This is a genomic window from Leifsonia sp. RAF41, assembly GCF_052114085.1.
Lineage (GTDB): Bacteria > Actinomycetota > Actinomycetes > Actinomycetales > Microbacteriaceae > Leifsonia.
In genome coordinates this window covers 2,510,670-2,532,651 of record NZ_JBFREB010000001.1, presented here as the reverse complement: position 1 = coordinate 2,532,651, position 21,982 = coordinate 2,510,670, and the positions used below count along the sequence as shown (strand labels likewise).

Genomic DNA, 21,982 nt, shown 5'->3' with positions numbered 1-21,982 from the left:
AATCCGCGGCGAAGGCCGCCCGCCGTCACTCTTCGACGGGCGCGTACGTCTCGATGGACACGATGCCGGAGGCGGGATTCGTCGCCGAGAGGTGCACCACCGAGAAGCCGCCGGTGTCGAGGTCGGCCGCGTCATTCAGGTAGCCGCCGGGCATTGTGCCGGTTGCGAGGGCGATCTCGCGCATGATCTCGGGGAGCACCGGCCCGTGGCTGCACAGCACCGCGGTCTTGCGTGAGCGGATGCGCTTGCCGACCACCCGGCGCACTTCGGGCTGGCCTTCCTCGTACGCCTCCTGGCTGATGCCGTGATCACGGTGCGGCTTGATGCCGCTGGCAGCGACGAGAGGCGCCACGGTGGTGACGCAGCGCACAGCGTCGCTGGTGACGATCCGTTTCGGCCGCCAGGCCTGCAGAGTCGCGACGTCGCCCGCCGCCTGCCTGACGCCGCGCTCGGTGAGGGGCCGGGAGGCGTCGGAGCCCTCCCAGTGGTCGCGCGGGGCCGCTTTGCCGTGCCGCAGCGCGATCAGAGCGAATGTGGAGGTGATGCCCTGACGGACGAGGGCGTCGAACGCATCCAGGATCTCGACATCGCGCTCGTAGGTGAGGTAGCCCCTGGCCTTCTTGATGGTGACCCATTCGATGGCCGCGATTTCGCCGTTCGGGACGAAGGTCGACTGTGCAATGGCCTTGTCACCGACTTCTGCTGCCCAGAAGTGCACGATCTTCTCGCGCCCGCTGCTCAGCGGGTACGTGGAGACGCCGAGCGGCACCCCGAGCCCGATCCGCAGGCCGGTCTCTTCGAGGATCTCGCGGACGGCGGTCTGCGGCAGCGTCTCGCCGGGGTCGACCTTGCCTTTGGGGATGGTCACGTCGCCGTACTTCGTGCGGTGCACGACGAGCACCACGATGCGGTCGTCCACGACGCGCCAGCAGAGGGCGCCCGCGGCGTAGATGGCCGGGCTCACCGCCTCGTTCCCGTACGGGTGCTGCGCGGACGGTGGCTGTACTGCTGGATGAGCTTGTTCTGCAGGTCGACCAGCGGCTTGCCCTTGTCGTCGAGGTGGTGCCTGGTCCAGACGCCGTGCTGGTCGAGCCTCCACGTCGCGGTGCGCTCGTCGAAGGCCAGGTCGAAGAGGTCTTCCAGTTCGCGCAGGTGCGCCGGGTCGGACAACCGCACCAGTGCCTCGACGCGGCGGTCGAGGTTGCGGTGCATCATGTCCGCGCTGCCGATGTAGACCTGGGGGTCGCCGCCGTTGACGAATGCGAAGACGCGCGAGTGCTCCAGGTAGCGGCCGAGGACGGAACGCACTCGGATGTTCTCGGAGAGGCCCTCGCGTCCGGGGACCACGCCGCAGATCCCGCGCACCCACAGGTCGACCGGGACGCCCGCCTGGCTGGCGCGGTAGAGCGCATCGATGATGGCCTCGTCGACGATGGAGTTGAGCTTGATGCGGATGCCGGACGGCCGACCGGCCTCCGCATTGGCCCGTTCGGCGTCGATGCGCTTGAGCAGCCCCTTGCGCAGGTGCAGTGGCGCGACGAGCAGCCGCTTGAACTTCTTCTCGATCGCGTAGCCCGACAGCTCGTTGAAGAGGCGTGTCAGGTCTTTGCCCACCTGGTCGTCGTCGGTGAACAGTCCGAGGTCTTCGTAGATGCGGGAGGTCTTGGGGTTGTAGTTGCCCGTGCCGATGTGGCTGTAGCTCTTGAGCACGCCCTTCTCTTCGCGGATGACCAGCGCGAGCTTGCAGTGGGTCTTCAGCCCGACCAACCCGTAGACGACGTGCACGCCGGCCTTCTCGAGCTTGCGCGCCCAGGAGATGTTGTTCTGCTCGTCGAAGCGCGCCTTGATCTCGACCAGTGCGAGGACCTGCTTGCCCGCCTCGGCCGCGTCGATGAGCGCTTCGACGATCGGGCTGTCGCCGGAGGTGCGGTACAGCGTCTGCTTGATGGCGAGCACGTGCGGGTCGGCGGCCGCCTGCTCGAGGAACGCCTGGACGCTCGTCGCGAAGGACTCGTAGGGGTGGTGGACGAGAACGTCTTGCCGGGCGATGGCCGCGAAGATGTCCGGCTTCGCGTTCGGCTCGCTCGGCATCAGCTGGGCGGGAGTCGTCGGCACGTGGTTGGGGTAGTGCAGGTCGGGTCGGTCGATCTTGGCCAGATCGAACAGACCGCCGAGGTCGAGCGGCGCGGGGAGGCGGTAGACCTCCTGCTCGGTCACGTCGAGTTCGCGCACGAGCAGCCCGAGGGTGACCGGGTCCATGTCGTCCGTGACCTCGAGACGGATGGGCGGCCCGAACCGGCGGCGCAGCAGTTCGCGCTCGAGAGCCTGGATCAGGTTCTCGGTCTCGTCTTCGTCGATCTCGACGTCTTCGTTGCGGGTGATGCGGAAGACGTGGTGCTCGAGGATCTCCATGCCGGGGAAGAGGTCGCCGAGGTGATTGGCGATGAGGTCTTCGAGCATGATGAACCGGACCTGCCCGAGGCCCTCGCGCTGGTCGATGCGCACGAACCGGGGGAGCATCTGCGGCACCTTCAGGCGCGCGAACTGTTCCTTGCCCGTGCGCGAGTTGCGCACGCGCACCGAGAGATTGAGCGAGAGCCCGGAGATGTAGGGGAAGGGGTGGGCCGGGTCGACCGCAAGGGGCATCAGCACGGGGAAGATCTGCTGGGAGAACACCTCGCGCATCTGCGCCCGGTCGGCCTCATCCAGTTCGCCCCACCGGGCCACCGTGATGCCGGCTTCGCTGAGCTCCGGCTGCACGAGGTCGTGGTAGGCGCGGGCGTGCCGCAGCTGCAATTCGTGCGCCATCTCCGAGATGTCGGCCAGCACCTCCTGCGGCGCGCGCCCCACATTGGTGGGCACGGCAAGGCCGGTCGCGATGCGGCGCTTGAGACCGGCGACGCGCACCATGAAGAACTCGTCGAGGTTGCTGGCGAAGATGGCGAGGAAGTTCGCGCGCTCCAGCACCGGAAGCAGCGGGTCCTCCGCCAGCTCGAGCACCCGCTGGTTGAACGCGAGCCAGCTCAGCTCGCGATCGAGGTAGCGGTTCTCAGGGAGGGTCGGGTCGGGCTCGTAGATGAAGGGGGCGAAGTCGTCGTCGAAGTCGCTGCCCAGGCTCCCGCCCAGCCCTGTGTCGAAAAGGCCGTTCTCCAGAGTCGTGCGCTCGTCCATTGCTCCATCATGTCACCGCGGGCAAGCGCCCGGGACGGTGGCATGTAAACGGTGGATAAACGCTGGCCTGTGGAGAAACGGCCGCGCTGGACCGCTCCGATCAGGAACGGACGCTGGTCGGGAGGCGGTCGTTGTCGTCTTCGTAGACGTTGAAGCGGTAGCCCACGTTCCGCACCGTGCCGATCAGCGACTCCAGGTCGCCGAGCTTCGCCCGCAGGCGGCGGACGTGGACGTCGACCGTGCGCGTTCCGCCGAAGTAGTCGTACCCCCACACCTCGCTCAGCAACTGCTCCCGGGTGAACACCCGCGACGGGTGCGTAGCGAAGAACCGGAGCAGCTCGAACTCCTTGAACGTCAGGTCGAGTTGGCGCCCGTGCGCCTTCGCCGAGTAGCTGGCCTCGTCGATGGTGACGCCGGAGGCCTGGATCTTCGACTGGGCGTGCTCCTGCGTCTGCCGGCCGATCGCGAGGCGGATGCGCGCATCCACCTCGGCAGGACCGGCGGAATCGAGCACGACGTCGCTGACGCCCCAGTCGGCGCTCACGGCGGTCAGGCCGCCCTCGGTCAGCACCAGGAGCAGCGGGACGGTCACGCCGGTGGTGGTGAGGATCTTGCAGAGCGACTTCGCGGCGGCCAGGTCGCGCCGCGCATCCACGAAGATGAGGTCGCAGCTCGGCGCGTTGACGAGGGATGCCGGCTCGGCCGGGATCTGGCGCACACGGTGGCTCAGGAGGGCGAGGGCGGGCAGCACCTCAGCCCCGGGGCCGACCGAATCGGCCGCGGAAGAACTGATCGCCCCGGTGGTGCTGGACGCGGACGGACCCGACGCAGACGTGAGGATCAGAAGTTGCGCCACCCATTCCTCCTCATCCGTCTGTGCCGCAATGCTACCGGAAACGCGCGCGCTCCCTTCCCGGACAGTCGCGGTCGGGCCGCTCCAGGGCACAATGGGAGGGTGACCGACGAGACACCGGAGAACCAGGTACCGCACGCGCTCGGCCCCGCCGCGGCCGCGGGTCCCGTTGAGCCCGCACTGCCGCGGTGGGCGACCGCCCTGAGCGTCGGTTCGATCTGGGTCGTCGCGCTCGTGCTCGGCATCCTGATCGGTGTGCTCTCGCGCCCGACGGGCTATGCCTCGTGGCTGTCGCTGGCGCTCGCAGTCTGCGCGCTGCTCGGGTTCGTCGCTCAGCTGGCGACCCAGCAGAAGGACGGTTTCGTCAGTCGGCTGGCCGCGACGCTGACCGGCAGTTTCGTCATTCTGGGTGCGATCGGAGGCATCCTCGCCCTCGTCTCGGGCGTTGCCTGACGCGCTCCGCCCGATTGTCGGTGGCTGCTGGTTAGACTGGCTGCATGCTGGTCGCTCTCGAACTCTTCTTCATCGGCCTTCTGGGCCTGGCAACGCTCGCCATCCTCGGCGTCTCCGGACTGGTCGTCTACAACCTGTTCCGCGGTCAGCGCTGAACGCCCGAGCGTCTGAACCCGGATCATGATCGAGATCCCCACCGACCTTCCGGCCGAGCTGGTCCCCCTCTCCTGGCTGATCGGCATCTGGGAGGGCACCGGCGTGGTCGACTACGCCATCGGCGAGGAGCACACCCAGCTGGAGTTCGGCCAGCGGATCAGCTTCAGCCATGACGGGCTGGGCTACCTGAACTATTCGGCGACCTCGTGGGTGCTCGACGAGGAGCACACGCCGCTCGCTGCGGAGACCGGCTACTGGCGACTGCACCGCAAGCTCATCGAGGGAGACGCGGGTCCGGCGATGCTTCCCGGCGCAGGCACCCGCCCTTTCAACACAGCGCAGTCGGTCGAAGCGCTGCGGGCCTCGAACGGCGCCTTCGAGATCGACGTGTCGATCATCCATCCGGACGGCGTGAGCGAGTTGTACATCGGACAAGTCGCCGGCCCGCGGATCGACCTCGCGACCGACGCCGTGCTGCGCACCGCCGGTGCGAAGGAGTACACCGCGGCGACCCGCCTCTACGGTCTGGTGGAGAACCACCTCCTGTGGGCGTGGGACATCGCCGCCCTCGGGCAGGAGCTGCGGACGCACTCCTCGGCCCGACTCGCCAAGGTCGAGTGAAGGCCGTCTGATGGTTGCGCGTTCGCCGTTCCTCGACCTGCCTGGCGCGGTCGACCTCTCCGACGCCGGGGTGCCGTCGCACTACGGCAAGCCGCTGGCCGAGCAGCGCGCCCTGGCCGAGGCCGGTGCGATCGTCGACCTCTCCGACCGGGCCGTGCTGACGATCCAGGGTCCCGACCGCCTGAGCTGGTTGAACTCGCTGACCAGCCAGTCGCTGGCAGGTCTGCGGCCGGGGGAGTCGTCCGAGACCCTGCTGCTGGATGTGACGGGCCGCGTCGAGCATGCGGTTCGCCTGGTCGATGACGGCGAGACGCTCTGGATGCTGGTGGACCGTCCCGAGGCCGCTGGGCTGCTCGCGTGGCTCGATTCGATGCGCTTCATGCTGCGCGTCGAACTCGCCGACCGCAGCAGCGACCTCGCGACCATCGGGACGCTCGGAGATCCGCCTCTGCCGATCGCCGCGCCGAACGACGTCCCGCTGATCTGGCACGATCCGTGGCACGCGGTGACACCGGGTGGTCACCAATACGCCCAGGGCGAGCATCCCGGCGCCGCATGGTCGTGGAGCGAGCGGCTCGTCCCGCGGGATGCCCTGCCCTCGCTGGTGACGCGCGTCCGGGCGGGCGAGCTGCCGGTCGCCGGAACGCTGGCGGCGGACGCGCTGCGGATCGCCGCCTGGCGCCCCCGCTTCTCGACGGAGGTGGACGAGCGGACCATCCCGCACGAGCTGGACTGGCTGCGGACGGCCGTGCACCTGAGCAAGGGGTGCTACCGCGGCCAGGAGACGGTCGCTAAGGTCCACAACCTCGGGCACCCGCCGCGCCGACTGGTGATGCTGCACCTCGACGGCTCTGAGGGCGTGCACCCGGAGCGCGGCGCCGCCGTGTCGCTGGACGGCAACGAGGTCGGGGCGGTCACCTCGGTCGCACTGCACTACGAGTTGGGTCCGATCGCCCTCGCGGTGGTCAAGCGCTCGACGAGCCCCGACGCGACGTTGACGGTGGATGCGGACGGCACCGCCGTCGCCGCCGCGCAGGAGATCGTGGTGCCGCCGGAGGCAGGTGCCGAAGCGCACGTGCCGCGGTTGCCCCGCCTCGGCGCCGTCACCCGCACCCCTCGGCAGTAGCGCTTCCGCCGCTCAGTCGGCCGGCGCGACAGCCTCCCACGCCACCGTCAGCTCGCCGAGCCGCCACCGCGCGCGGCCGCCGGTGACGGGCCAGCCCGCGTCGCGCATCCCCTGCGCCACGGCGATCCATCGCTGGCTCGGCCCGTATGCGGCGAGCGGCGAGTGGATGCGCCACCCCCGGTCGAGTTCGGAGAGGAACGCGTACACACGCTCGCCGGGCACGTTGCGGTGGATCAGCGCCTTCGGCAACCGTTCGGCGACGACGGATGGCGCGTCGAGGCCGCGGAGCCGGAGCGACACGGTGAGCGACCGGGGCCCTGCGGCATCCAGCGCGACCCAACTGGCGATGCGGCCGATCTCGTCGCAGGTCCCCTCGACCAGCAGGCCGTTCGGCTGCAGGCGGGAGCGCATCCGCTCCCAGGCCGCGGCGACATCCGCCTCGCGGTACTGCCGCAGCACGTTGAAGGCTCGGATGACCGCGGCCCGGCGTCCGTTCGGGAGCGGGACCTCGAAGCCGCCCAGGTCGAAGCGGATGCGCGCCGCCGGATCGAAGGTGGTGGCGCCGGCCCGCACCCTCGCCAGCTGCTCGTTTGCGGTCCGCACCCGGCCGGGCTCGATCTCCAGACCCACGACCTCCACCTCGGGCCGGGACCGCGCCAGCCGCTGGTGGAGCTCGAGGGCGGTCACGCCGCTGGCGCCGTAGCCGAGATCGACGACCACCGGATCGGCGGCGCGACGCAACTCCGGAAGGGCCGCGATCCACCGGTCGACGCGGCGCAGCCGGTTGGTGTTCGTCGTGCCACGGGTCACCGTGCCGACCGCGCCGGAAGCCATAGGTCCAGTCTGCCAGCGCCGCGACGGTGCATCGTCACGCGATAGATTGGGGGCATGGCCGCTCCCTACACCCTGATCCTCCTGCGCCACGGCAGCAGTGAGTGGAACGAGAAGAACCTGTTCACCGGCTGGGTCGACGTCCGTCTCAGCGAGACCGGCGTCGCCGAGGCCAAGCGGGCCGGCGAACTGCTGCGCGACTCCGGGCTGCAGCCCGACGTGCTGCACACCTCGGTGCTCACCCGCGCCATCCAGACGGCGAACTACGCGCTCGACGTCGCCGACCGGCTGTGGGTCCCGGTGAAGCGCTCGTGGCGGCTCAACGAGCGCCACTACGGCGCGCTGCAGGGTCTCGACAAGGCCGAGACGCTCGAGAAGTACGGGCCCGAGCAGTTCCAGCTGTGGCGCCGGTCGTTCGACGTTCCGCCGCCGCCCCTGCCCGACGACAGCGAGTTCTCGCAGGTCGGCGACCCGCGCTACGCCGGTCTCGGCGACGACCTCCCGCGCACCGAGTGCCTGAAGGACGTCATCGCCCGGATGCTGCCCTACTGGGAGTCGGACATCACGCGCGACCTCGCCGCCGGGAAGACGGTGCTCGTCACCGCTCACGGCAACTCGCTGCGCGCGCTGGTGAAGCACCTCGACGGCATCTCCGACGAGGACATCGCCGGGCTCAACATCCCGACCGGCATCCCGCTCGTGTACAAGCTCGACGAGGACTTCGCCCCGCTCGAGCCGTCGTACTACCTCGACCCGGAGGCGGCCGCCGCCGGTGCCGCCGCCGTCGCCGCGCAGGGCAAGAAGTAGCCACGACCAGCACGTTCGTCGTCGTCGCGTTCCTCCCGGGGCGCGGCGACGACGCGTCTCCGGAGGAGTTCCCGGCCGCTGACTGGCCGCTGCACGTCACCGTGGTTCCGCCGTTCGAGACCGAGTTGGCGCCTGAGGCGGTGGCCGCACTCATCCCGCGCGTGCCACCCATCCCGGTGACCGGCGGCCCGCACGAGCGCTTCGGCGCGCACCGCACCGTGCCCGTGACCGTGCTGCACGACTCCGTTGCGCTCAAGGCGCTGCACACGGCCGTGGTGGATGCGCTGGAGGCGTCGGGCGCGACGATCCGCGACCAGCGCCACATCCGCGACGGCTACCGCCCGCACGCCACCGACCAGCGCACCGGCCGCCTGCACCCCGGTGAGCACGCCCTCCTGACGCACGTCTCCGTCGTCGCCCGAGCCCCCCACTCCTTCCGCCGCGTCGCCGCCAGCGTCCCCCTTCGCCCCTAGCCGCCCGCCTACTCCCATAATCGCTTCCTCAATTAATCCGCCAAATCTTGCTCGGAAGGCGGATTAAGTGAGGAAGCGATGGTTGGGAACGAAGGGGGGCGGGGTTAGGAGGCGAGCTCGGGAGCCCAGTCGCCGGTCGCCAGGTACTGCACCTTCTTGGCGATGGAGACGGCGTGGTCCGCGAAGCGCTCGTGGTAGCGGGAGGCGAGGGTCGCGTCCACTGTGTCGACGGCCTGGCCCTTCCAGGTCTCGCCGAGCACCTTGTCGAAGACGCTGATGTGCAGCTCGTCGATGTCGTCGTCGTCGTTGCGGATCTCGTCCGCGAGGCGGATGTCCTGGGTGCGCAGCAGCTCCGCCAGCTTCTCGGCGATCTGCACGTCGAGGCGGCCCATCTCGGAGAACGTCGAGCGCAGGCTCTTCGGCACCACCTTGTCCGGGAAACGATAGCGGGCCAGCTGCGCGATGTGCTCGGCCATGTCGCCCATCCGCTCGAGCGAGGCACTGATGCGGAGGGCGCTCACCACGATGCGGAGGTCACGCGCCACCGGCTGCTGCCGGGCAAGGATCTGGATCGACAGCTCGTCGAGCAGCACGGTCAGCTCGTCGATGCGGTGGTCGTTCGCGATCACGTCCTCGGCGAGGCTCACGTCGGATTCGTTGAACGCCTGCGTCGCGTTCTTGATCGAACGGACGACCAGCTCGGCGATCTCGACGAGGCGGTCCTGAACCTCCGCCAGCTCCTGCTGGAAGACTTCGCGCATGGGTGGGTCCTTTCCTCGCGTGCGCGGGCACGCGGAATGCCGGCCCTTTGACCGGCGTAAGAATGTTCGCCGCGACAGGTTAACAAACGGTGCCTCCCGGCTGAACACTCTCTAACGTACCCGCGAAAAGACGCGGGCGGTGGAGGCACCCGTCGATGCGCGTGTATCGGAATCACCTACGCTGGGGGCCATGGAGTCCACCTGGTTGGTGCTGCTGTCGCTGGGCCTGGGGCTCGCCGTCGGCGCCGGTTTCGTGTGGATCCTGCACATCGCGGAACGCCGCGGGCACAACGCGGCCCAGGTCGCTAATCCGGCGGTGCCGGATGGCGTCGACCAGGTGCTCGACGCCATGGAGTCGGCCGGGGTCGTGCTCGATCCGTCCAACAACGTGATCAAGGCGTCGCCCGGCGCCCATTCGATCGGTCTGGTGTGGAACGGCGCACTCGTGCATCCGCATCTCATCGACATGGTGGACCGCGTCCGGAGGACCGGTGAGTCGACCACCGAGGAGTGCGAGCTGTCGCGCGGCCCGTTCGGCGATGCGAACATCCACCTCAGCGTGCGCGTGGCTCGCCTGGGGTCGCGCTACGTGCTGCTGCTGGCGGAGGACCGCACCGAGTCGTTTCGGCTGGATGCCGTACGCCGTGACTTCGTCGCCAACATCAGCCATGAGCTGAAGACGCCGATCGGCGCGGTCGGCCTGCTGGCCGAGGCCCTCGACGACGCGTCCGACGACCCGGCCCAGGTGCGGCGCTTCGCGCTGCGGCTCTCGGAGGAGGCACAGCGGCTCGCGCGCATCACGCAGGACATCATCGAGCTGAGCCGGCTGCAGGCGACGGATGCGCTGGGCACGGCCACCGAGCTGTCGGCGCACAAGGTGGTCAAGGCCGCGATCGACCAGAACCGGGTGGCCGCGGAGACCCGCAACATCGAGCTCGCGATGCGCGGCGACAAGCAGGCCCAGGTCCTCGGCAACGAGAGTCTGCTGGTCACGGCCGTGCACAACCTCATCTCGAACGCCATCCAGTACTCGCCCGACGGCTCCCGCATCGGCATCGGCGTCCGCAACTCGGGCGGCGTCGTCGAGATCGCTGTGACCGACCAGGGCGAGGGCATCCCGGAGGAGGACCTGGATCGGGTCTTCGAGCGCTTCTTCCGGGTGGATCAGGCCCGCTCCCGCAACACCGGCGGCACGGGCCTCGGCCTCGCCATCGTCAAGCACGCCGTCCAGAACCACGGCGGCGAGGTTCGGGTCTGGTCGCAGCCGGGACGCGGTTCCACCTTCACCATCCGACTCCCCGAAGCCTCCACCGCCAGACCCCCGATAGGAGACACCCCGTGACATCCATCCTGCTCGTCGAGGATGAGGGCGCGCTCAGCGAGCCGCTCGCCTACCTGCTCAAGCGCGAAGGCTATGAGGTGGAGGTCGCCGAGGACGGACCCAGCGCGCTGGCGGCCTTCGACCGCGACGGCGCCGACCTCATCCTTCTCGACCTGATGCTGCCGGGCATCCCGGGCACCGAGGTCTGCCGCGAGATCCGCACGCGCTCGAGCGTCCCGATCATCATGCTGACCGCCAAGGATTCCGAGGTGGACATCGTGGTCGGGCTGGAGCTCGGCGCCGACGACTACGTCACCAAGCCGTACTCGTCGCGCGAACTGCTCGCGCGCATCCGCGCCGTGATGCGTCGGCGCGTCGAGGAGGAGGAGCAGCAGGATGACGGCGTGCTGGAGGCGGGCACGGTGCGGATGGACGTGGACCGCCACACGGTGGCCGTGAGCGGCTCCGAGATCTCCATGCCGCTGAAGGAATTCGAGCTGCTCGAGCTGTTGCTGCGCAACGCCGGGCGCGTGCTGACCCGCGGCCAGCTGATCGACCGGGTGTGGGGGAGCGACTACTTCGGCGACACCAAGACGCTGGACGTGCACATCAAGCGCATCCGCTCGCGCATCGAGGAGAGCCCCTCGGAGCCGCGGATGCTGGTCACCGTGCGTGGGCTAGGGTACCGCTTCAACGCCTGAACACAGCAGGAACGACGAAGCCGCCCGGTGCGATGCGCCGGGCGGCTTCGTGCTGCTGGGGGCGACCGCTACGGGGCGGCCGGGAGGATGGTCGGCGGGACGAGGCTCGAGTACTCGGGCAGCTGGCCGTCGAGGACGGGGACCTTCAGGTTCACGCCGGTCTGGTCGCCGTAGTGGAAGAACACCGAGTAGAGCCCGCCGGGCTTGGTGGTGAACTCCGGGATGAGGACATTGCTGGAGCCGCCGTTCTCCGGGTCCTGGCCGAGCTGCTTGACCTGGCCCGGCTGCACGGTGACGTGCGCGGCCGACGAGCTGCTGTCGCCGGCGCTGATGGCGACGCGCTGGCTCTTGTCGCCCGTATTGACGAGCGTGACGACGAGGTTGCCCACTGTGCCGTCTTTCGCATCCGTGACGATGATGGCATTGCGGACGTCGACGGAGCCGACCGTTCCGCTCACGCCGTCGCTCGCGTCGTAGTGCTTGGTGGTGGCCTGCGGAGCGACGAAACCGCATCCCGCGGTACCGAACGCGACGGCCAGGGCGAGGGCGACGGACGTCGCGACTCGAGCTTTCACGGATGACCCTCCCGGTGGAATTTTCAGTGCAACTCTATCCCATCACGAGAGGCGTCCCTGGGCCTCGGGAGGCGCGAGGGCGAACCTTAGCACGTGCCTCATGTGGTATCCTATTCATTGCTGAAGGGACAACAAATCTATGCTTTTCGAGGTTGGCGAGACCGTCGTCTATCCGCACCACGGTGCCGCAACGATCACCGAAGTCAAGAAGAGAATCATCAAGGGTGAAGAGAAGCTGTACCTCAAGCTCAATGTGACTCAGGGCGACCTCACCATCGAGGTCCCCGCCGAGAATGTCGACCTGGTCGGCGTTCGTGATGTCATCGGCAAGGAGGGCCTCGACCGCGTGTTCGAGGTGCTGCGCGCTCCCTTCACCGAGGAGCCCACCAACTGGTCCCGCCGTTACAAGGCCAACCTTGAGAAGCTCGCCTCCGGCGACGTCATCAAGGTGTCCGAGGTCGTCCGCGACCTGTGGCGTCGCGACCAGGATCGCGGCCTCTCCGCCGGTGAGAAGCGCATGCTCGCCAAGGCGCGGCAGATCCTGATCTCCGAGCTGGCTCTGGCTGAGAAGACCGACGACGAGAAGGCCTCCAGCCTGCTCGACGAGGTGCTGGCCTCCTAGGCCGATTCCGACGAATTCGAAGCCCCGCTGCACGCACCGTGCGGCGGGGCTTCGTCGTTGCCGCCAGGCGAGTGCGGTCTCTCGTCGCGACTGCGGCCCCGCGAGCAGCCGCAGTCGTGACGGCGTACCGCACTCACTGCGGCGGGGCCGGTACGGTGGTGGGGTGGACAGCATCACCGGGCCGCGGGTCGCGGTCGTCATCGTCGCCGCAGGCTCCGGGATGCGGTTGGGGGCGGGTCGCCCGAAGGCGTTCGTCACCCTCCAGGGCCGCACGCTGCTGGAGCATTCCCTGCATGCCGTCCGCGGCATGCGGCACGCGGCCGACCCGATCGTCGTAGCGCCGGCCGAGTTGCTGGCGGATGCCGCCGAACTCGCGGAGCGTGTGTCGCGACGCCCCGTCACCGTGGTGGCCGGGGGAGACTCCCGCCAGCGATCGGTCGCCGAGGGGCTCGCGGTCGTCGACCCGCACGTCGACGTCGTCCTGGTGCACGACGCCGCCCGGGCGCTGACGCCCGCATCCCTCTTCGACGCCGTGGTGGATGCGGTGCTCGAGCGCGGCTACGGCGTGGTCCCCGGGCTTCCGGTCAGCGACACGGTCAAGCGCGTCGGGGACGACAGCGCTGTGCACGAGACCGTCGATCGTTCCGCGCTTGCTGCGGTGCAGACACCGCAGGGCTTCCCTCGCGAGCAGCTGCTGACGGCTTACGCGCTGGCGGAGAGCGACGAGACCGACGACGCCGGGCTGGTCGCGGCCGCCGGCTTCCGAGTGGATGTGGTGCCCGGCGACGCGCACGCCTTCAAGGTGACGACGCCATGGGACCTGCGGCGGGCCGAGGAGTTGCTCGCCGGTACCGCCGTGCCGCGCATCGGGACGGGGAGCGACACTCACGCCTTCGACCCGGCCGCCGAGCTGTGGCTGGCCGGGCTGCATTGGCCAGGAGAGCCGGGCCTGGCCGGACACAGCGACGGGGATGCGGTCGCGCACGCCATCGTGGATGCGCTGCTCTCGGCGGCGGGGCTCGGCGACATCGGCGGGGTGTTCGGGACGGGCGACCCCCGGTTCTCGGGCGCGCACGGCGATGTCTTCCTGGTGGAGGCGCGGCGGCGCGTGGAGGAGGCCGGTTTCCGCATCGGGAACGTCGCGGTGCAGGTCATCGGCAACCGCCCGAAGCTGTCTCCGCGGCGTGCGGAGGCGGAGAAGCGCCTGTCGGCGATCCTCGGCGCGCCGGTCTCGGTCGGGGCCACGACCACCGACGGCCTGGGCTTCACCGGTCGTGGCGAGGGCGTCACGGCCCAGGCGACCGTGCTGCTCCTGTCCTGAGGTGGCATGGCCGATGTCGGCCGCTGGGCCTACTGTGTCCCCTGGAACGCCGCGGTGAGCGGCGCAGGAAGGACGGGCCATGGCATCCACAGATGCGGAGACGGTTGCACGCCGCTACATCCAGGCGGTGGGCGCCCGCGACGAGGACCCGCTGGACGACCTGCTCGACGTCGCCCTGGTGGCCGAGTTCGCGGGGTCGACTCTCGACAAGGACGGATGGCTGGCGGCGTTGCACCGGCTGATGCCCGCCCTGGTCCGGAACGAGATCCGGGAGGTGTTCAGCGCGGGCGATCGGGCGTGCGTCGTCTACGACTTCGTCACCGACACCGCCGCAGGAGCGGTCCGCTGCGTCGAGCTGCTGACCGTCCGGGACGGCCGGATCGCGCACATCGAGCTGCTGCTGGACCGGGTCGCGTTCGCGCCGGTGAATGAGGAGCTCGCTGAGCGCGCCTCCTCCTAGCCGTCGGTCCCTCTAGGCTGGTGGGCGTGACTCTGCGACTCTTCGATACGAAGGCGGGCGCCCTGCGCGACTTCGTCCCGCTGCGCGACGGCGAAGTCGGCATGTACGTGTGCGGACCGACCGTTCAGTCGTCCCCGCATATCGGCCACCTGCGTTCGGCGCTGGTGTACGACCAGCTGCGCCGCTGGATGACCTACCGAGGGCTCGACGTCACCCTGGTCCGCAATGTCACCGACATCGACGACAAGATCCTCGTGAACGCCGCGGCCGGGCAGGCTGCGGGCGGTACCGAGGAGTGGTGGGCGCTCGCATACCGTTTCGAGCTCGAGTTCACCGACTCGTACCGCGCCCTGGGCATCCAGCCACCGACCTACGAGCCGCGCGCGACCGCCAGCATTCCGCAGATGCAGGAGCTGATCGAGCGTCTGATCGCCGCCGGTCACGCATACGCGGCCGCCGACGGCTCCGGCGATGTGTACTTCGACGTCAAGAGCTGGCCCTCGTACGGCGAGCTGACCCGGCAGAGCATCGACAACATGGAGGCGGCGGCCGACGCCGACCCGCGCGCCAAGCGCGACCCCCGCGACTTCGCACTGTGGAAGGGACGCAAGGCCGACGAGCCCGCGTCCGCCGCGTTCCCCTCCCCGTGGGGCGATGGACGACCGGGGTGGCACATCGAGTGCTCCGCGATGTCGCGGCGCTACCTGGGGCCGCAGTTCGACATCCACGGCGGCGGTCTCGACCTGCGCTTCCCGCACCACGAGAACGAGGTGGCCCAGTCGACGGCGGCCGGAGACGCGTTCGCCAACTACTGGGTTCACAACGGACTCGTCCACGTCAACGGCCAGAAGATGAGCAAGTCGCTGGGCAACTCGGTCTACGCGGCCGACCTGCTCGGCGCCGCTCGTCCTCTCGTGGTCCGCTACTACCTCGGGTCGGCGCACTACCGCTCGACCATCGACTTCCACGACGGCTCGCTCAGCGAGGCAGAGGCCGCCCTCGACCGCATCGCCGGATTCTTCGAGCGCGTCGAGCGCCGGCTCTCGGGCACCCGCTTCGCCGGCCACGGCGTCGAGATCGTCCCGGACGCCTTCGCCGAGGCGATGGATGACGACCTGGCCGTTCCGCAGGCACTCGCCGTGCTGCACGACACCGTGCGTTCAGGGAACGCGGCGCTGGATGCGGAAGACTTGGAGGCGGCCGCCACCGCGCGCGGGCATGCGCTCGCCATGACGGAGGTACTGGGCATCAACCCGTTGTCGCCGCAGTGGCGTGCCGGCGGCTCGACGGAGGCGGAGTCCGCACTCGGCGAGCTGATCGGCCGGCTGCTCGCCGACCGGCAGGACGCCAGGGCCGCACGCGACTTCGCGGCAGCCGATCGCATCCGCGACGAGCTGACCGCGGCAGGAATAACCATCGAAGACACCCCCACGGGGTCGCATTGGAGCATCGGATCATGAAGAACTCGGGTGGAAAGCCCCGCGCCGGGGCGGTGCGCAAGAGCAAGAAGGGCGCCCAGGTCGGCACCGGCGGTCACGGCCGCAAGGCGCTGGAGGGTCGCGGACCGACCCCCAAGGCGGAGGACCGGGACTACCATCCCGCGGGCAAGGCGAAGGCCCTGCGCGAGCGCGCCGCCGCCAAGGCGGAGCTGCGCGGAGGTCGCGACAGCACCCCTCGTGGCGCGTCGGGCGCCTCGCGTCGCGCCAAGTCCGGCGATGAGAGCGAGATCGTCACGGGTCGGAACTCGGTGCTGGAGGCGTTGCGCGCGGACATCCCCGCGACGACCCTCTACGTCGCTGCCCGCGTCGAGTTCGACGACCGGATGAAGGAGATCCTCTCCATCGCCACCCGTCGCAACCTTCCCATGCTCGAGGTGATGCGGCCGGAACTCGACCGACTGGCCGGTCGCGACGCGGTGCACCAGGGCGTTGCGCTCAAGGTGCCGCCGTACGAGTACGCCCACCCGGGCGACCTGCTCGACCGGACCATCCGCTCGGGCCAGACGCCGCTGTTCGTCGCTCTCGACGGCATCACCGACCCGCGCAATCTCGGTGCCATCATCCGTTCGACCGCTGCGTTCGGCGGCCAGGGCGTCATCGTCCCGCAGCGCCGCTCGGTGGGCATGACCGCCTCCGCCTGGAAGACATCGGCCGGTGCCGCCGCGCGCACGCCCGTCGCCATGGCGTCCAACCTGACGCGGACGCTCCAGGACTTCAAGAAGGCCGGCGTCTTCGTGCTGGGCCTCGATGGCGGAGGGGATACGTCCCTCCCGGGCCTGTCCTTCGCCGACCGCCCCGTCGTGATCGTCGTCGGCAGCGAGGGCAAGGGCCTCTCGCGGCTGGTGACCGAGACGTGCGACGCCGTCGTGTCGATCCCGATCAGCGCCTCCACCGAGTCGCTGAACGCGGGCATCGCGGCGAGTGTCACCCTGTATGAGATCGCGAAGCTCCGGGCGGAGGGCGCGCGCTAGTTCGAGAGCTGGCCCGTCGTGTACGCGTGGCCCATGATCGTCAGAAAGAGGATCAGCCAGATCACGAAGAACACGACGGCGAGACCGATCCCGGCGTAGCCGATGATCAGTCCGGCGAGTGCGAACCCGCGTCCGCCTTCCCCGGTCCGCTTGATCTGCGACAGCGCGATGTGCCCGGTGATCACCGCGGCGATGCTCATCACGAAAGCGGACACGAACGAGACGATCGCCAGCGGGTTCGTCCGCGGCGCGGGCGGGTAGCCGTACGCGTACGGCGCCCCCGGCTGGCCGTAGGCGGGGCCGTAGGCCGGCGGTGCGTACACCGGGTGCGCAGAGTTCGGCTGGCCGTCGTAGGGCTGGCCATCGTAGGGCTGGCCGTACCGCTGGCCGCTGAACTGTTCGCTGGACGGGTCGGTGTTCGACATCGGACTCCTCGCTGGGGGTGAGAGTCAGAGCCTAGCGGGCCGGTCGGCGGAGTACCGCCACCCGAGCAGGGGGTCAGACCTTGGAGCGCCAGTCGTCGTCGTCATCGTCATCGTCGGCCGCTGCGCCGCCGAGCACGGGGATGGCGATCGTCTCGGTCGGCGGCGCGATCACGGTCGCCTCGTCCCGGCGGTGTCGGAGGATGTCATTGATGTAGGAGGTCAGCGCCTCGGCCAGGGGCACGTCGCGCCCCTCCTTCTGCGACATGAACCAGCGGTGCTCCAGGAGCTGGTGGAAGACCTCCGCCGGCTCGAGCTTGCCTTTCAGATCGGCAGGGATGGAGCGGATCACCGGTTCGAAGACGCGCAGCAGCCACTCGTGTGCCATCGCTTCCTCGTCCAGGCCCTCTTTGCCAAGCGTGGCGGCGTACGAGTCGAGGTCGTTGAGCAGACGCCGCGCCTGGTTCTCGCCGGTATCCAGGCCGGTCAGACGCAGGAGACGGCGCTGGTGGTGTCCCGCGTCGACGACCTTCGGCTGGATGCGCACCTTAGTGCCCTCCTCCGACGTCTTGATCGCGAGCTCCTCGATGTCGAAGCCGAGCTCGTTGAGGCGCTCGACGCGCTCGCTGATGCGCCAGCGCTCCGAGGACGCGAACGACTCGCTGCCGGTCAGTTCCTTCCAGAGCGAGCGGTAGGCGGCGACGATGCCGTCGGAGAGGCGGATGGGGTCGAGCTCTTCGTCGGCCCGGCCACCGGCCTCGAGGTCCATCAGTTCGCCGGCGATGTTGACGCGCGCGATCTCGAGATCGTTCTCACGTTGACCGTTCGAGAGGCCGCCCTCGTAGAGCTGGCCGGTCTCCGCATCGACCAGGTACGCCGCGAAGGCGCCGGCGTCGCGGCGGAACAGGGTGTTGGACAGTGAGACGTCGCCCCAGAAGAAGCCGACGATGTGGAGGCGCACCAGCAGTACCGCCAGGGCGTCGACCAGACGTGTGGCCGTGTCCGGCCGCAGGGTCTGCGAGAACAGTGCGCGGTACGGGAGGGAGAACTTCAGGTGCCGGGTCACCAGCGCGGCGTTCAGCGGCGTGCCGTTGTCGTCCGTGCGGTTCTTGATCACGGCGACCGGGTCGACGCAGGGCACGTCGTAGCGCTGCAGCGTGCGGAGCATGTCGTACTCCCGCTGGGCCATCTCGGCCGTCGTCTCCTTGATGGCGATGACGTACCCGGAGAGGTTCGCGAACCGCACCAGGTGACGGCTGATGCCCTTGGGCAGCAGCGCGATGTGCTGGTTCGACCAGTCTTCGAGGGGGATGTTCCACGGCAGGTCGAGAAGCGCCGGGTCGACGGTCGCTGCGGTGATGTTGACGGATCCGGCCACGATGGTCCTCCGGTCGGTGGTGGAAAGCACTCTGCCGCAGCCCGGTCCGGACTGCGGCAGAGTGAGGGATCGCTCCCTGGTTCGATCAGCCTACAAGGCTCAGTCGACGACCGCCCCGCCGAGGCGCTCGCCCGACTCCGCGTGGAACGCGTGGACGTGGCCCGGCTTCGGGGTGATGTAGACCGTGTCGCCCGCGTTCGGGTGGACACGGCCGTCGACGCGACCGACGATGTCGGTGCGCTTGCCGTCGATCTCGGAGTGGCCGTAGAGGTAGCCGTCGGCGCCGAGCTCCTCGACGAGGTCGACGGTGACCTTGAGGCCCGTGCCCTCGGTGGAGGAGACGACGACGTCCTCCGGGCGCACGCCGATGGTGACCGCCGAGCCGGCGTTCGCGATGGTCTCGCGCTCGATCGGGACGACCGAGGTGCCGAACTTGACGCCGCCGTCGGTGACGTCGGCCGAGAACAGGTTCATGGCCGGGCTGCCGATGAAGCCGGCTACGAACACGTTATTCGGCTGCGCGTACAGGTCGCGCGGGGTGCCGACCTGCTGCAGGACGCCGTCCTTGAGCACCGCGATGCGGTCGCCCATGGTCAGAGCCTCGGTCTGGTCGTGCGTGACGTAGACGGTGGTGACGCCGAGACGGCGGGTCAGCGACGCGATCTGCGTACGGGTCTGCACACGGAGCTTCGCGTCGAGGTTCGACAGCGGCTCGTCCATGAGGAACACCTGGGGCGAACGGACGATCGCGCGGCCCATGGCGACGCGCTGACGCTGACCACCGGAGAGCGCCTTCGGCTTGCGGCCGAGGTAGGGCTCGAGGTCGAGCAGCTTGGCGGCCTCAAGGACGCGCTGGGCGCGCTCGTCCTTGCCGACGCCGGCGATCTTGAGCGCGAAGCCCATGTTCTCCGCAACGGTCATGTGCGGGTACAGCGCGTAGTTCTGGAAGACCATCGCGATGTCGCGGTCCTTCGGCGGAACATCGGTGACGTTGCGCTCACCGATGAAGATGTTGCCGTCGTTGACCTCTTCGAGGCCGGCGAGCATGCGCAGGGAGGTGGACTTACCGCAACCGGAAGGACCGACGAGAACGAGGAATTCCCCGTCTGCGATCTCCAGGTCGAGTGCGTCCACAGCGGGGCGGGTTGATCCCGGGTAGAGCCGGGTCGCCTTGTCGTAGGTGACTGTCGCCATGTTGTTCGTTTCTCCTTCACCGGCAGGTACGTGCCGGACGATCCGTTGTGAATGGATGAGTGTGGCGTCGACATCCGATGGCGTCGATGCCACCTGGCCATAATATGGCATCGGCGGACGTGCTCTCGACCGGAGGCGTACAGCCACCGTCTGGGCGATTCCCAGACTGCCGATTTAGGCTGGCCCGGTTGTGTGCGCCGGAAGTGCGCCGTCCGCCGCGTCCCCCGCGCGGCCCGTTCGATCCCGAGAGCAGTATCCCGAAGATATGAGCCAAATGACCGACCCCGACGACAGCCGGCCCGGCGATGTCCGCGCGGCCGCACGGGAGAAAGCTCGTCAGCTCCGCACCTCGCACCAGCGCCAGGAACGCCGCCGCCGTGCCCTCCTCGGTGGAGGCATCACGATCGGTGTCCTCGCGGTCCTGGCCATCGTGGCCGTCGTCATCGTCAGCGCGATCCGCCCGACGGTCCCCGGGCCGAAGAACATGGCGAGCGACGGCGTCGTCGTCGGCTCCGGCCTGAAGGTGAAGACCACCACGGCTCTCGCCGCCGACGCCAAGCCGGTCGCCAGCACGCCGGACCCCAAGGCGAGCACGGTCGACATCCGGATCTACGCCGACTACCTGTGCAAGCTGTGCGGCGACTTCCAGCGCACCAACTTGGAGCAGTTGGAGCCGCTCGTGAAGAACGGCGCCGTCACGGTGGAGATGCATCCGGTCGCGATCTACACGAGCCACTCGGCAGGCACCAAGTACTCGCTCCGCGCGGCCAACGCCGCGGCCTGCGTCGCCAACTACGACCCGAACTCGTTCTGGAAGTTCAACTCCTCCTTGTTCGAGAAGCAGCCGGCCGAGGGCGGTCCTGGCCTCACCGACGACGTGCTGAAGAAGCGCGTCGAGGCGGCGGGCGCCTCCCGCACGAGCGAGATCGACTCCTGCATCGACGACGGGCGCTTCAAGAGCTGGGTGACCGTTGCGAGCGACCGGGCTCTCAGCGGCCCTATCCCCCACTCCGACGTCTCGAAGATGACGAACGCCCTCCTCGTGCTGGTCAACGGCAAGCCGTACACCGGCTCGCTGACGAGCGCCGACGACTTCAAGGCGTTCGTCCTGCAGGCGCAGGGCGACGAATACACCTCGACCCCGACTCCCACCCCGACGCCGGCTCCCTGACCGGACGGCGGACCGCGGACCGCGGACGCCATAGGATGGTGGCGGCGGGCGACCGCCGTGCCGGCTTAGCTCAGTTGGTAGAGCACTCGCCTTGTAAGCGAGCGGTCGCGGGTTCGAGTCCCGCAGCCGGCTCCAGACGGTGCGGAATCAGCCGTGGATCGGCGACGTCGCACCCCGCTTGCCGGAGGCCAGAAGAAGTCGGTCGAGCGCTTCCTGGGGGCTGATGGAGCGGCTCACCGCCTCATCCCACACCCGCTCGTACGCGGCGTGACTCACCGCGAGCGATCGCGCGCTCCGTCGTCGCCGCCGCGTCGCCGGAGTCGGAAGTCGCAACAGACGTTCCCGGATCAGGAACGGGATGTTGTCGATGGGGGCGATCCCTCGGCGACCGTCGCGCAGGGATATGACGAGGTCCCCGGTGTTCGTTGCGTGCCGGATCTGGGCCAGCGTCATGCCCGCGATGCGAGCGAACTCGTCGATGGGCACGAGGACGGGCAGCTTTCCGACGTACTCGTCGGCGACGGCGCAACGCAGGCGCATCCAGGCTTCCGCCCTCGTCTGGGCGCCGGTCATCTCCGGTGCCGTGTGATCGGACATGGTCGTTCCCCGTTCTATTCGGTGGTGCCGCCGATGCGGTCTCACCTAAGAAGACGGGTCGAGTTCGGTTGCGTGACGCGGATCAGGGCAGAAGTTAGGAGGGTTCTTCCGCGTCGTTGCGGAGGCGCAGCTCCTCCTCGAGGCGGCGGATGCGGAGGTCACGGTCCGCAGCCTCGATCTCCCGCTCCAGCGCGGCGAGCTGCGCTTCCGTGCTGTCCGAGGCGATGTACTCCTGCTCGGCGGTGTAGCCACCGGACATCACCCGGGCGCCGACCGCCGGCATCCGCAGCGTGCGACGGCGCGACGACGGCTGGTATTCGCGGCCGACCGCGAACCAGAGGATGCTGCCGATGAGCGGCAGCAGGATCACGATGAACACCCACGCCAGCTTCGGCAGGTGACGCACCTGATCGCTGGGACGAATGATGATGTCGACGAGCGCGAATACGAACAGCGCGAACGCGAGCAACGGCAGCAGCACCATGCAGCCGAGTCTAG

The 21,982-nt window shown here is 69.1% G+C and carries 23 protein-coding genes, 1 tRNA gene and 1 pseudogene; 14 read left to right on the top strand and 11 right to left on the bottom strand.

What is annotated here, in order from left to right; genetic code table 11:
• Positions 1–25: 25 nt before the first annotated feature.
• From AB4Y74_RS12220 to AB4Y74_RS12210, 3 genes are all read right to left on the bottom strand, one after another.
• Complete coding sequence (locus AB4Y74_RS12220; RefSeq protein ID WP_441799344.1) at positions 26–964, bottom strand: NUDIX hydrolase; 939 nt, start codon at positions 962–964, stop codon at positions 26–28.
• Entirely contained in the window at positions 961–3,171 is a 2,211-nt protein-coding gene (locus AB4Y74_RS12215; protein WP_441799343.1) for an RNA degradosome polyphosphate kinase, read from the bottom strand. Before AB4Y74_RS12215 ends, AB4Y74_RS12220 begins: the two co-directional genes overlap by 4 nt.
• A 100-nt stretch (positions 3,172–3,271) precedes the next feature.
• Complete coding sequence (locus AB4Y74_RS12210) at positions 3,272–4,027, bottom strand: response regulator transcription factor (RefSeq protein WP_441799342.1); 756 nt, start codon at positions 4,025–4,027, stop codon at positions 3,272–3,274.
• A 99-nt stretch (positions 4,028–4,126) separates the two neighbouring features.
• Here AB4Y74_RS12210 and AB4Y74_RS12205 point away from each other — a divergent pair, with 99 nt between their 5' ends.
• From AB4Y74_RS12205 to ygfZ, 3 genes are all read left to right on the top strand, one after another.
• Entirely contained in the window at positions 4,127–4,477 is a 351-nt protein-coding gene (locus AB4Y74_RS12205; RefSeq protein ID WP_441799341.1) for a hypothetical protein, read from the top strand.
• Between the two features lie 180 nt (positions 4,478–4,657).
• A complete protein-coding gene (locus AB4Y74_RS12200; RefSeq protein WP_441799340.1) occupies positions 4,658–5,254 on the top strand; it encodes an FABP family protein in 597 nt (198 codons plus the stop codon).
• 10 nt (positions 5,255–5,264) lie between these two features.
• Positions 5,265–6,380 (top strand): CAF17-like 4Fe-4S cluster assembly/insertion protein YgfZ, encoded by a 1,116-nt coding sequence (ygfZ, locus tag AB4Y74_RS12195; RefSeq protein WP_441799339.1) that lies wholly within the window; start codon positions 5,265–5,267, stop codon positions 6,378–6,380.
• A 12-nt stretch (positions 6,381–6,392) separates the two neighbouring features.
• Here ygfZ and AB4Y74_RS12190 read toward each other — a convergent pair whose 3' ends face one another.
• Positions 6,393–7,214, bottom strand: coding sequence for a class I SAM-dependent methyltransferase (locus AB4Y74_RS12190; protein ID WP_441799338.1), 822 nt, complete (start codon positions 7,212–7,214; stop codon positions 6,393–6,395).
• A gap of 54 nt (positions 7,215–7,268) precedes the next feature.
• Between AB4Y74_RS12190 and AB4Y74_RS12185 the strand changes: the two genes are divergently transcribed.
• Positions 7,269–8,018, top strand: a complete 750-nt coding sequence (locus tag AB4Y74_RS12185) for a phosphoglyceromutase (RefSeq protein ID WP_441799337.1) — start codon at positions 7,269–7,271, stop codon at positions 8,016–8,018.
• 86 nt (positions 8,019–8,104) lie between these two features.
• Positions 8,105–8,491 (top strand): annotated as a pseudogene (locus tag AB4Y74_RS12180) (2'-5' RNA ligase family protein); the annotation flags it as partial.
• 104 nt (positions 8,492–8,595) lie between these two features.
• Here the strand turns inward: AB4Y74_RS12180 and phoU are convergent.
• Entirely contained in the window at positions 8,596–9,252 is a 657-nt protein-coding gene (gene phoU / locus AB4Y74_RS12175; RefSeq protein WP_441799336.1) for a phosphate signaling complex protein PhoU, read from the bottom strand.
• A 190-nt stretch (positions 9,253–9,442) separates the two neighbouring features.
• Here phoU and AB4Y74_RS12170 point away from each other — a divergent pair, with 190 nt between their 5' ends.
• Together AB4Y74_RS12170 and AB4Y74_RS12165 are read left to right on the top strand one after the other, a co-directional pair.
• Positions 9,443–10,594: a sensor histidine kinase gene (locus tag AB4Y74_RS12170; RefSeq protein ID WP_441799335.1), complete on the top strand. Its 1,152-nt coding sequence runs from the start codon at positions 9,443–9,445 to the stop codon at positions 10,592–10,594.
• Positions 10,591–11,274, top strand: coding sequence for a response regulator (locus AB4Y74_RS12165; protein WP_441799334.1), 684 nt, complete (start codon positions 10,591–10,593; stop codon positions 11,272–11,274). Before AB4Y74_RS12170 ends, AB4Y74_RS12165 begins: the two co-directional genes overlap by 4 nt.
• A gap of 68 nt (positions 11,275–11,342) precedes the next feature.
• Here the strand turns inward: AB4Y74_RS12165 and AB4Y74_RS12160 are convergent, their stop codons facing one another.
• Positions 11,343–11,849, bottom strand: a complete 507-nt coding sequence (locus AB4Y74_RS12160; RefSeq protein ID WP_441799333.1) for a hypothetical protein — start codon at positions 11,847–11,849, stop codon at positions 11,343–11,345.
• Positions 11,850–11,988: 139 nt separating this feature from the next.
• On the opposite strand from AB4Y74_RS12160, the gene AB4Y74_RS12155 reads away from it, so the two are divergent.
• From AB4Y74_RS12155 to rlmB, 5 genes are all read left to right on the top strand, one after another.
• Entirely contained in the window at positions 11,989–12,471 is a 483-nt protein-coding gene (locus AB4Y74_RS12155; protein ID WP_021763858.1) for a CarD family transcriptional regulator, read from the top strand.
• 163 nt (positions 12,472–12,634) lie between these two features.
• Complete coding sequence (gene ispD / locus AB4Y74_RS12150; RefSeq protein ID WP_441799332.1) at positions 12,635–13,792, top strand: 2-C-methyl-D-erythritol 4-phosphate cytidylyltransferase; 1,158 nt, start codon at positions 12,635–12,637, stop codon at positions 13,790–13,792.
• A gap of 79 nt (positions 13,793–13,871) precedes the next feature.
• On the top strand, positions 13,872–14,252 hold the full coding sequence (locus tag AB4Y74_RS12145; protein WP_441799331.1) for a nuclear transport factor 2 family protein: 381 nt from the start codon (positions 13,872–13,874) through the stop codon (positions 14,250–14,252).
• A 26-nt stretch (positions 14,253–14,278) separates the two neighbouring features.
• Positions 14,279–15,712 (top strand): cysteine--tRNA ligase, encoded by a 1,434-nt coding sequence (cysS, locus tag AB4Y74_RS12140; RefSeq protein ID WP_441799330.1) that lies wholly within the window; start codon positions 14,279–14,281, stop codon positions 15,710–15,712.
• Positions 15,709–16,722, top strand: coding sequence for a 23S rRNA (guanosine(2251)-2'-O)-methyltransferase RlmB (gene rlmB / locus AB4Y74_RS12135; protein ID WP_441799329.1), 1,014 nt, complete (start codon positions 15,709–15,711; stop codon positions 16,720–16,722). Before cysS ends, rlmB begins: the two co-directional genes overlap by 4 nt.
• Here rlmB and AB4Y74_RS12130 read toward each other — a convergent pair.
• From AB4Y74_RS12130 to AB4Y74_RS12120, 3 genes are all read right to left on the bottom strand, one after another.
• Entirely contained in the window at positions 16,719–17,147 is a 429-nt protein-coding gene (locus AB4Y74_RS12130; RefSeq protein ID WP_441799328.1) for a DUF4190 domain-containing protein, read from the bottom strand. The two genes, rlmB and AB4Y74_RS12130, sit on opposite strands and share 4 nt — an antisense overlap.
• Positions 17,148–17,220: 73 nt before the next feature.
• Positions 17,221–18,522, bottom strand: a complete 1,302-nt coding sequence (locus AB4Y74_RS12125; protein WP_441799327.1) for a DUF4032 domain-containing protein — start codon at positions 18,520–18,522, stop codon at positions 17,221–17,223.
• 99 nt (positions 18,523–18,621) lie between these two features.
• Positions 18,622–19,716 carry an ABC transporter ATP-binding protein gene (locus AB4Y74_RS12120; RefSeq protein ID WP_441799326.1) on the bottom strand — a complete coding sequence of 365 codons (1,095 nt, stop codon included), beginning with the start codon at positions 19,714–19,716 and terminating at the stop codon, positions 18,622–18,624.
• 274 nt (positions 19,717–19,990) lie between these two features.
• On the opposite strand from AB4Y74_RS12120, the gene AB4Y74_RS12115 reads away from it, so the two are divergent.
• Complete coding sequence (locus tag AB4Y74_RS12115) at positions 19,991–20,887, top strand: DsbA family protein (RefSeq protein WP_441799325.1); 897 nt, start codon at positions 19,991–19,993, stop codon at positions 20,885–20,887.
• Positions 20,888–20,946: 59 nt separating this feature from the next.
• Positions 20,947–21,022 (top strand) — tRNA-Thr (locus tag AB4Y74_RS12110).
• Positions 21,023–21,034: 12 nt separating this feature from the next.
• Here the strand turns inward: AB4Y74_RS12110 and AB4Y74_RS12105 are convergent.
• Together AB4Y74_RS12105 and AB4Y74_RS12100 are read right to left on the bottom strand one after the other, a co-directional pair.
• Positions 21,035–21,484 (bottom strand): hypothetical protein, encoded by a 450-nt coding sequence (locus AB4Y74_RS12105; RefSeq protein WP_441799324.1) that lies wholly within the window; start codon positions 21,482–21,484, stop codon positions 21,035–21,037.
• Between the two features lie 94 nt (positions 21,485–21,578).
• Complete coding sequence (locus tag AB4Y74_RS12100) at positions 21,579–21,968, bottom strand: PLD nuclease N-terminal domain-containing protein (protein WP_441799323.1); 390 nt, start codon at positions 21,966–21,968, stop codon at positions 21,579–21,581.
• Positions 21,969–21,982 lie beyond the last annotated feature (14 nt).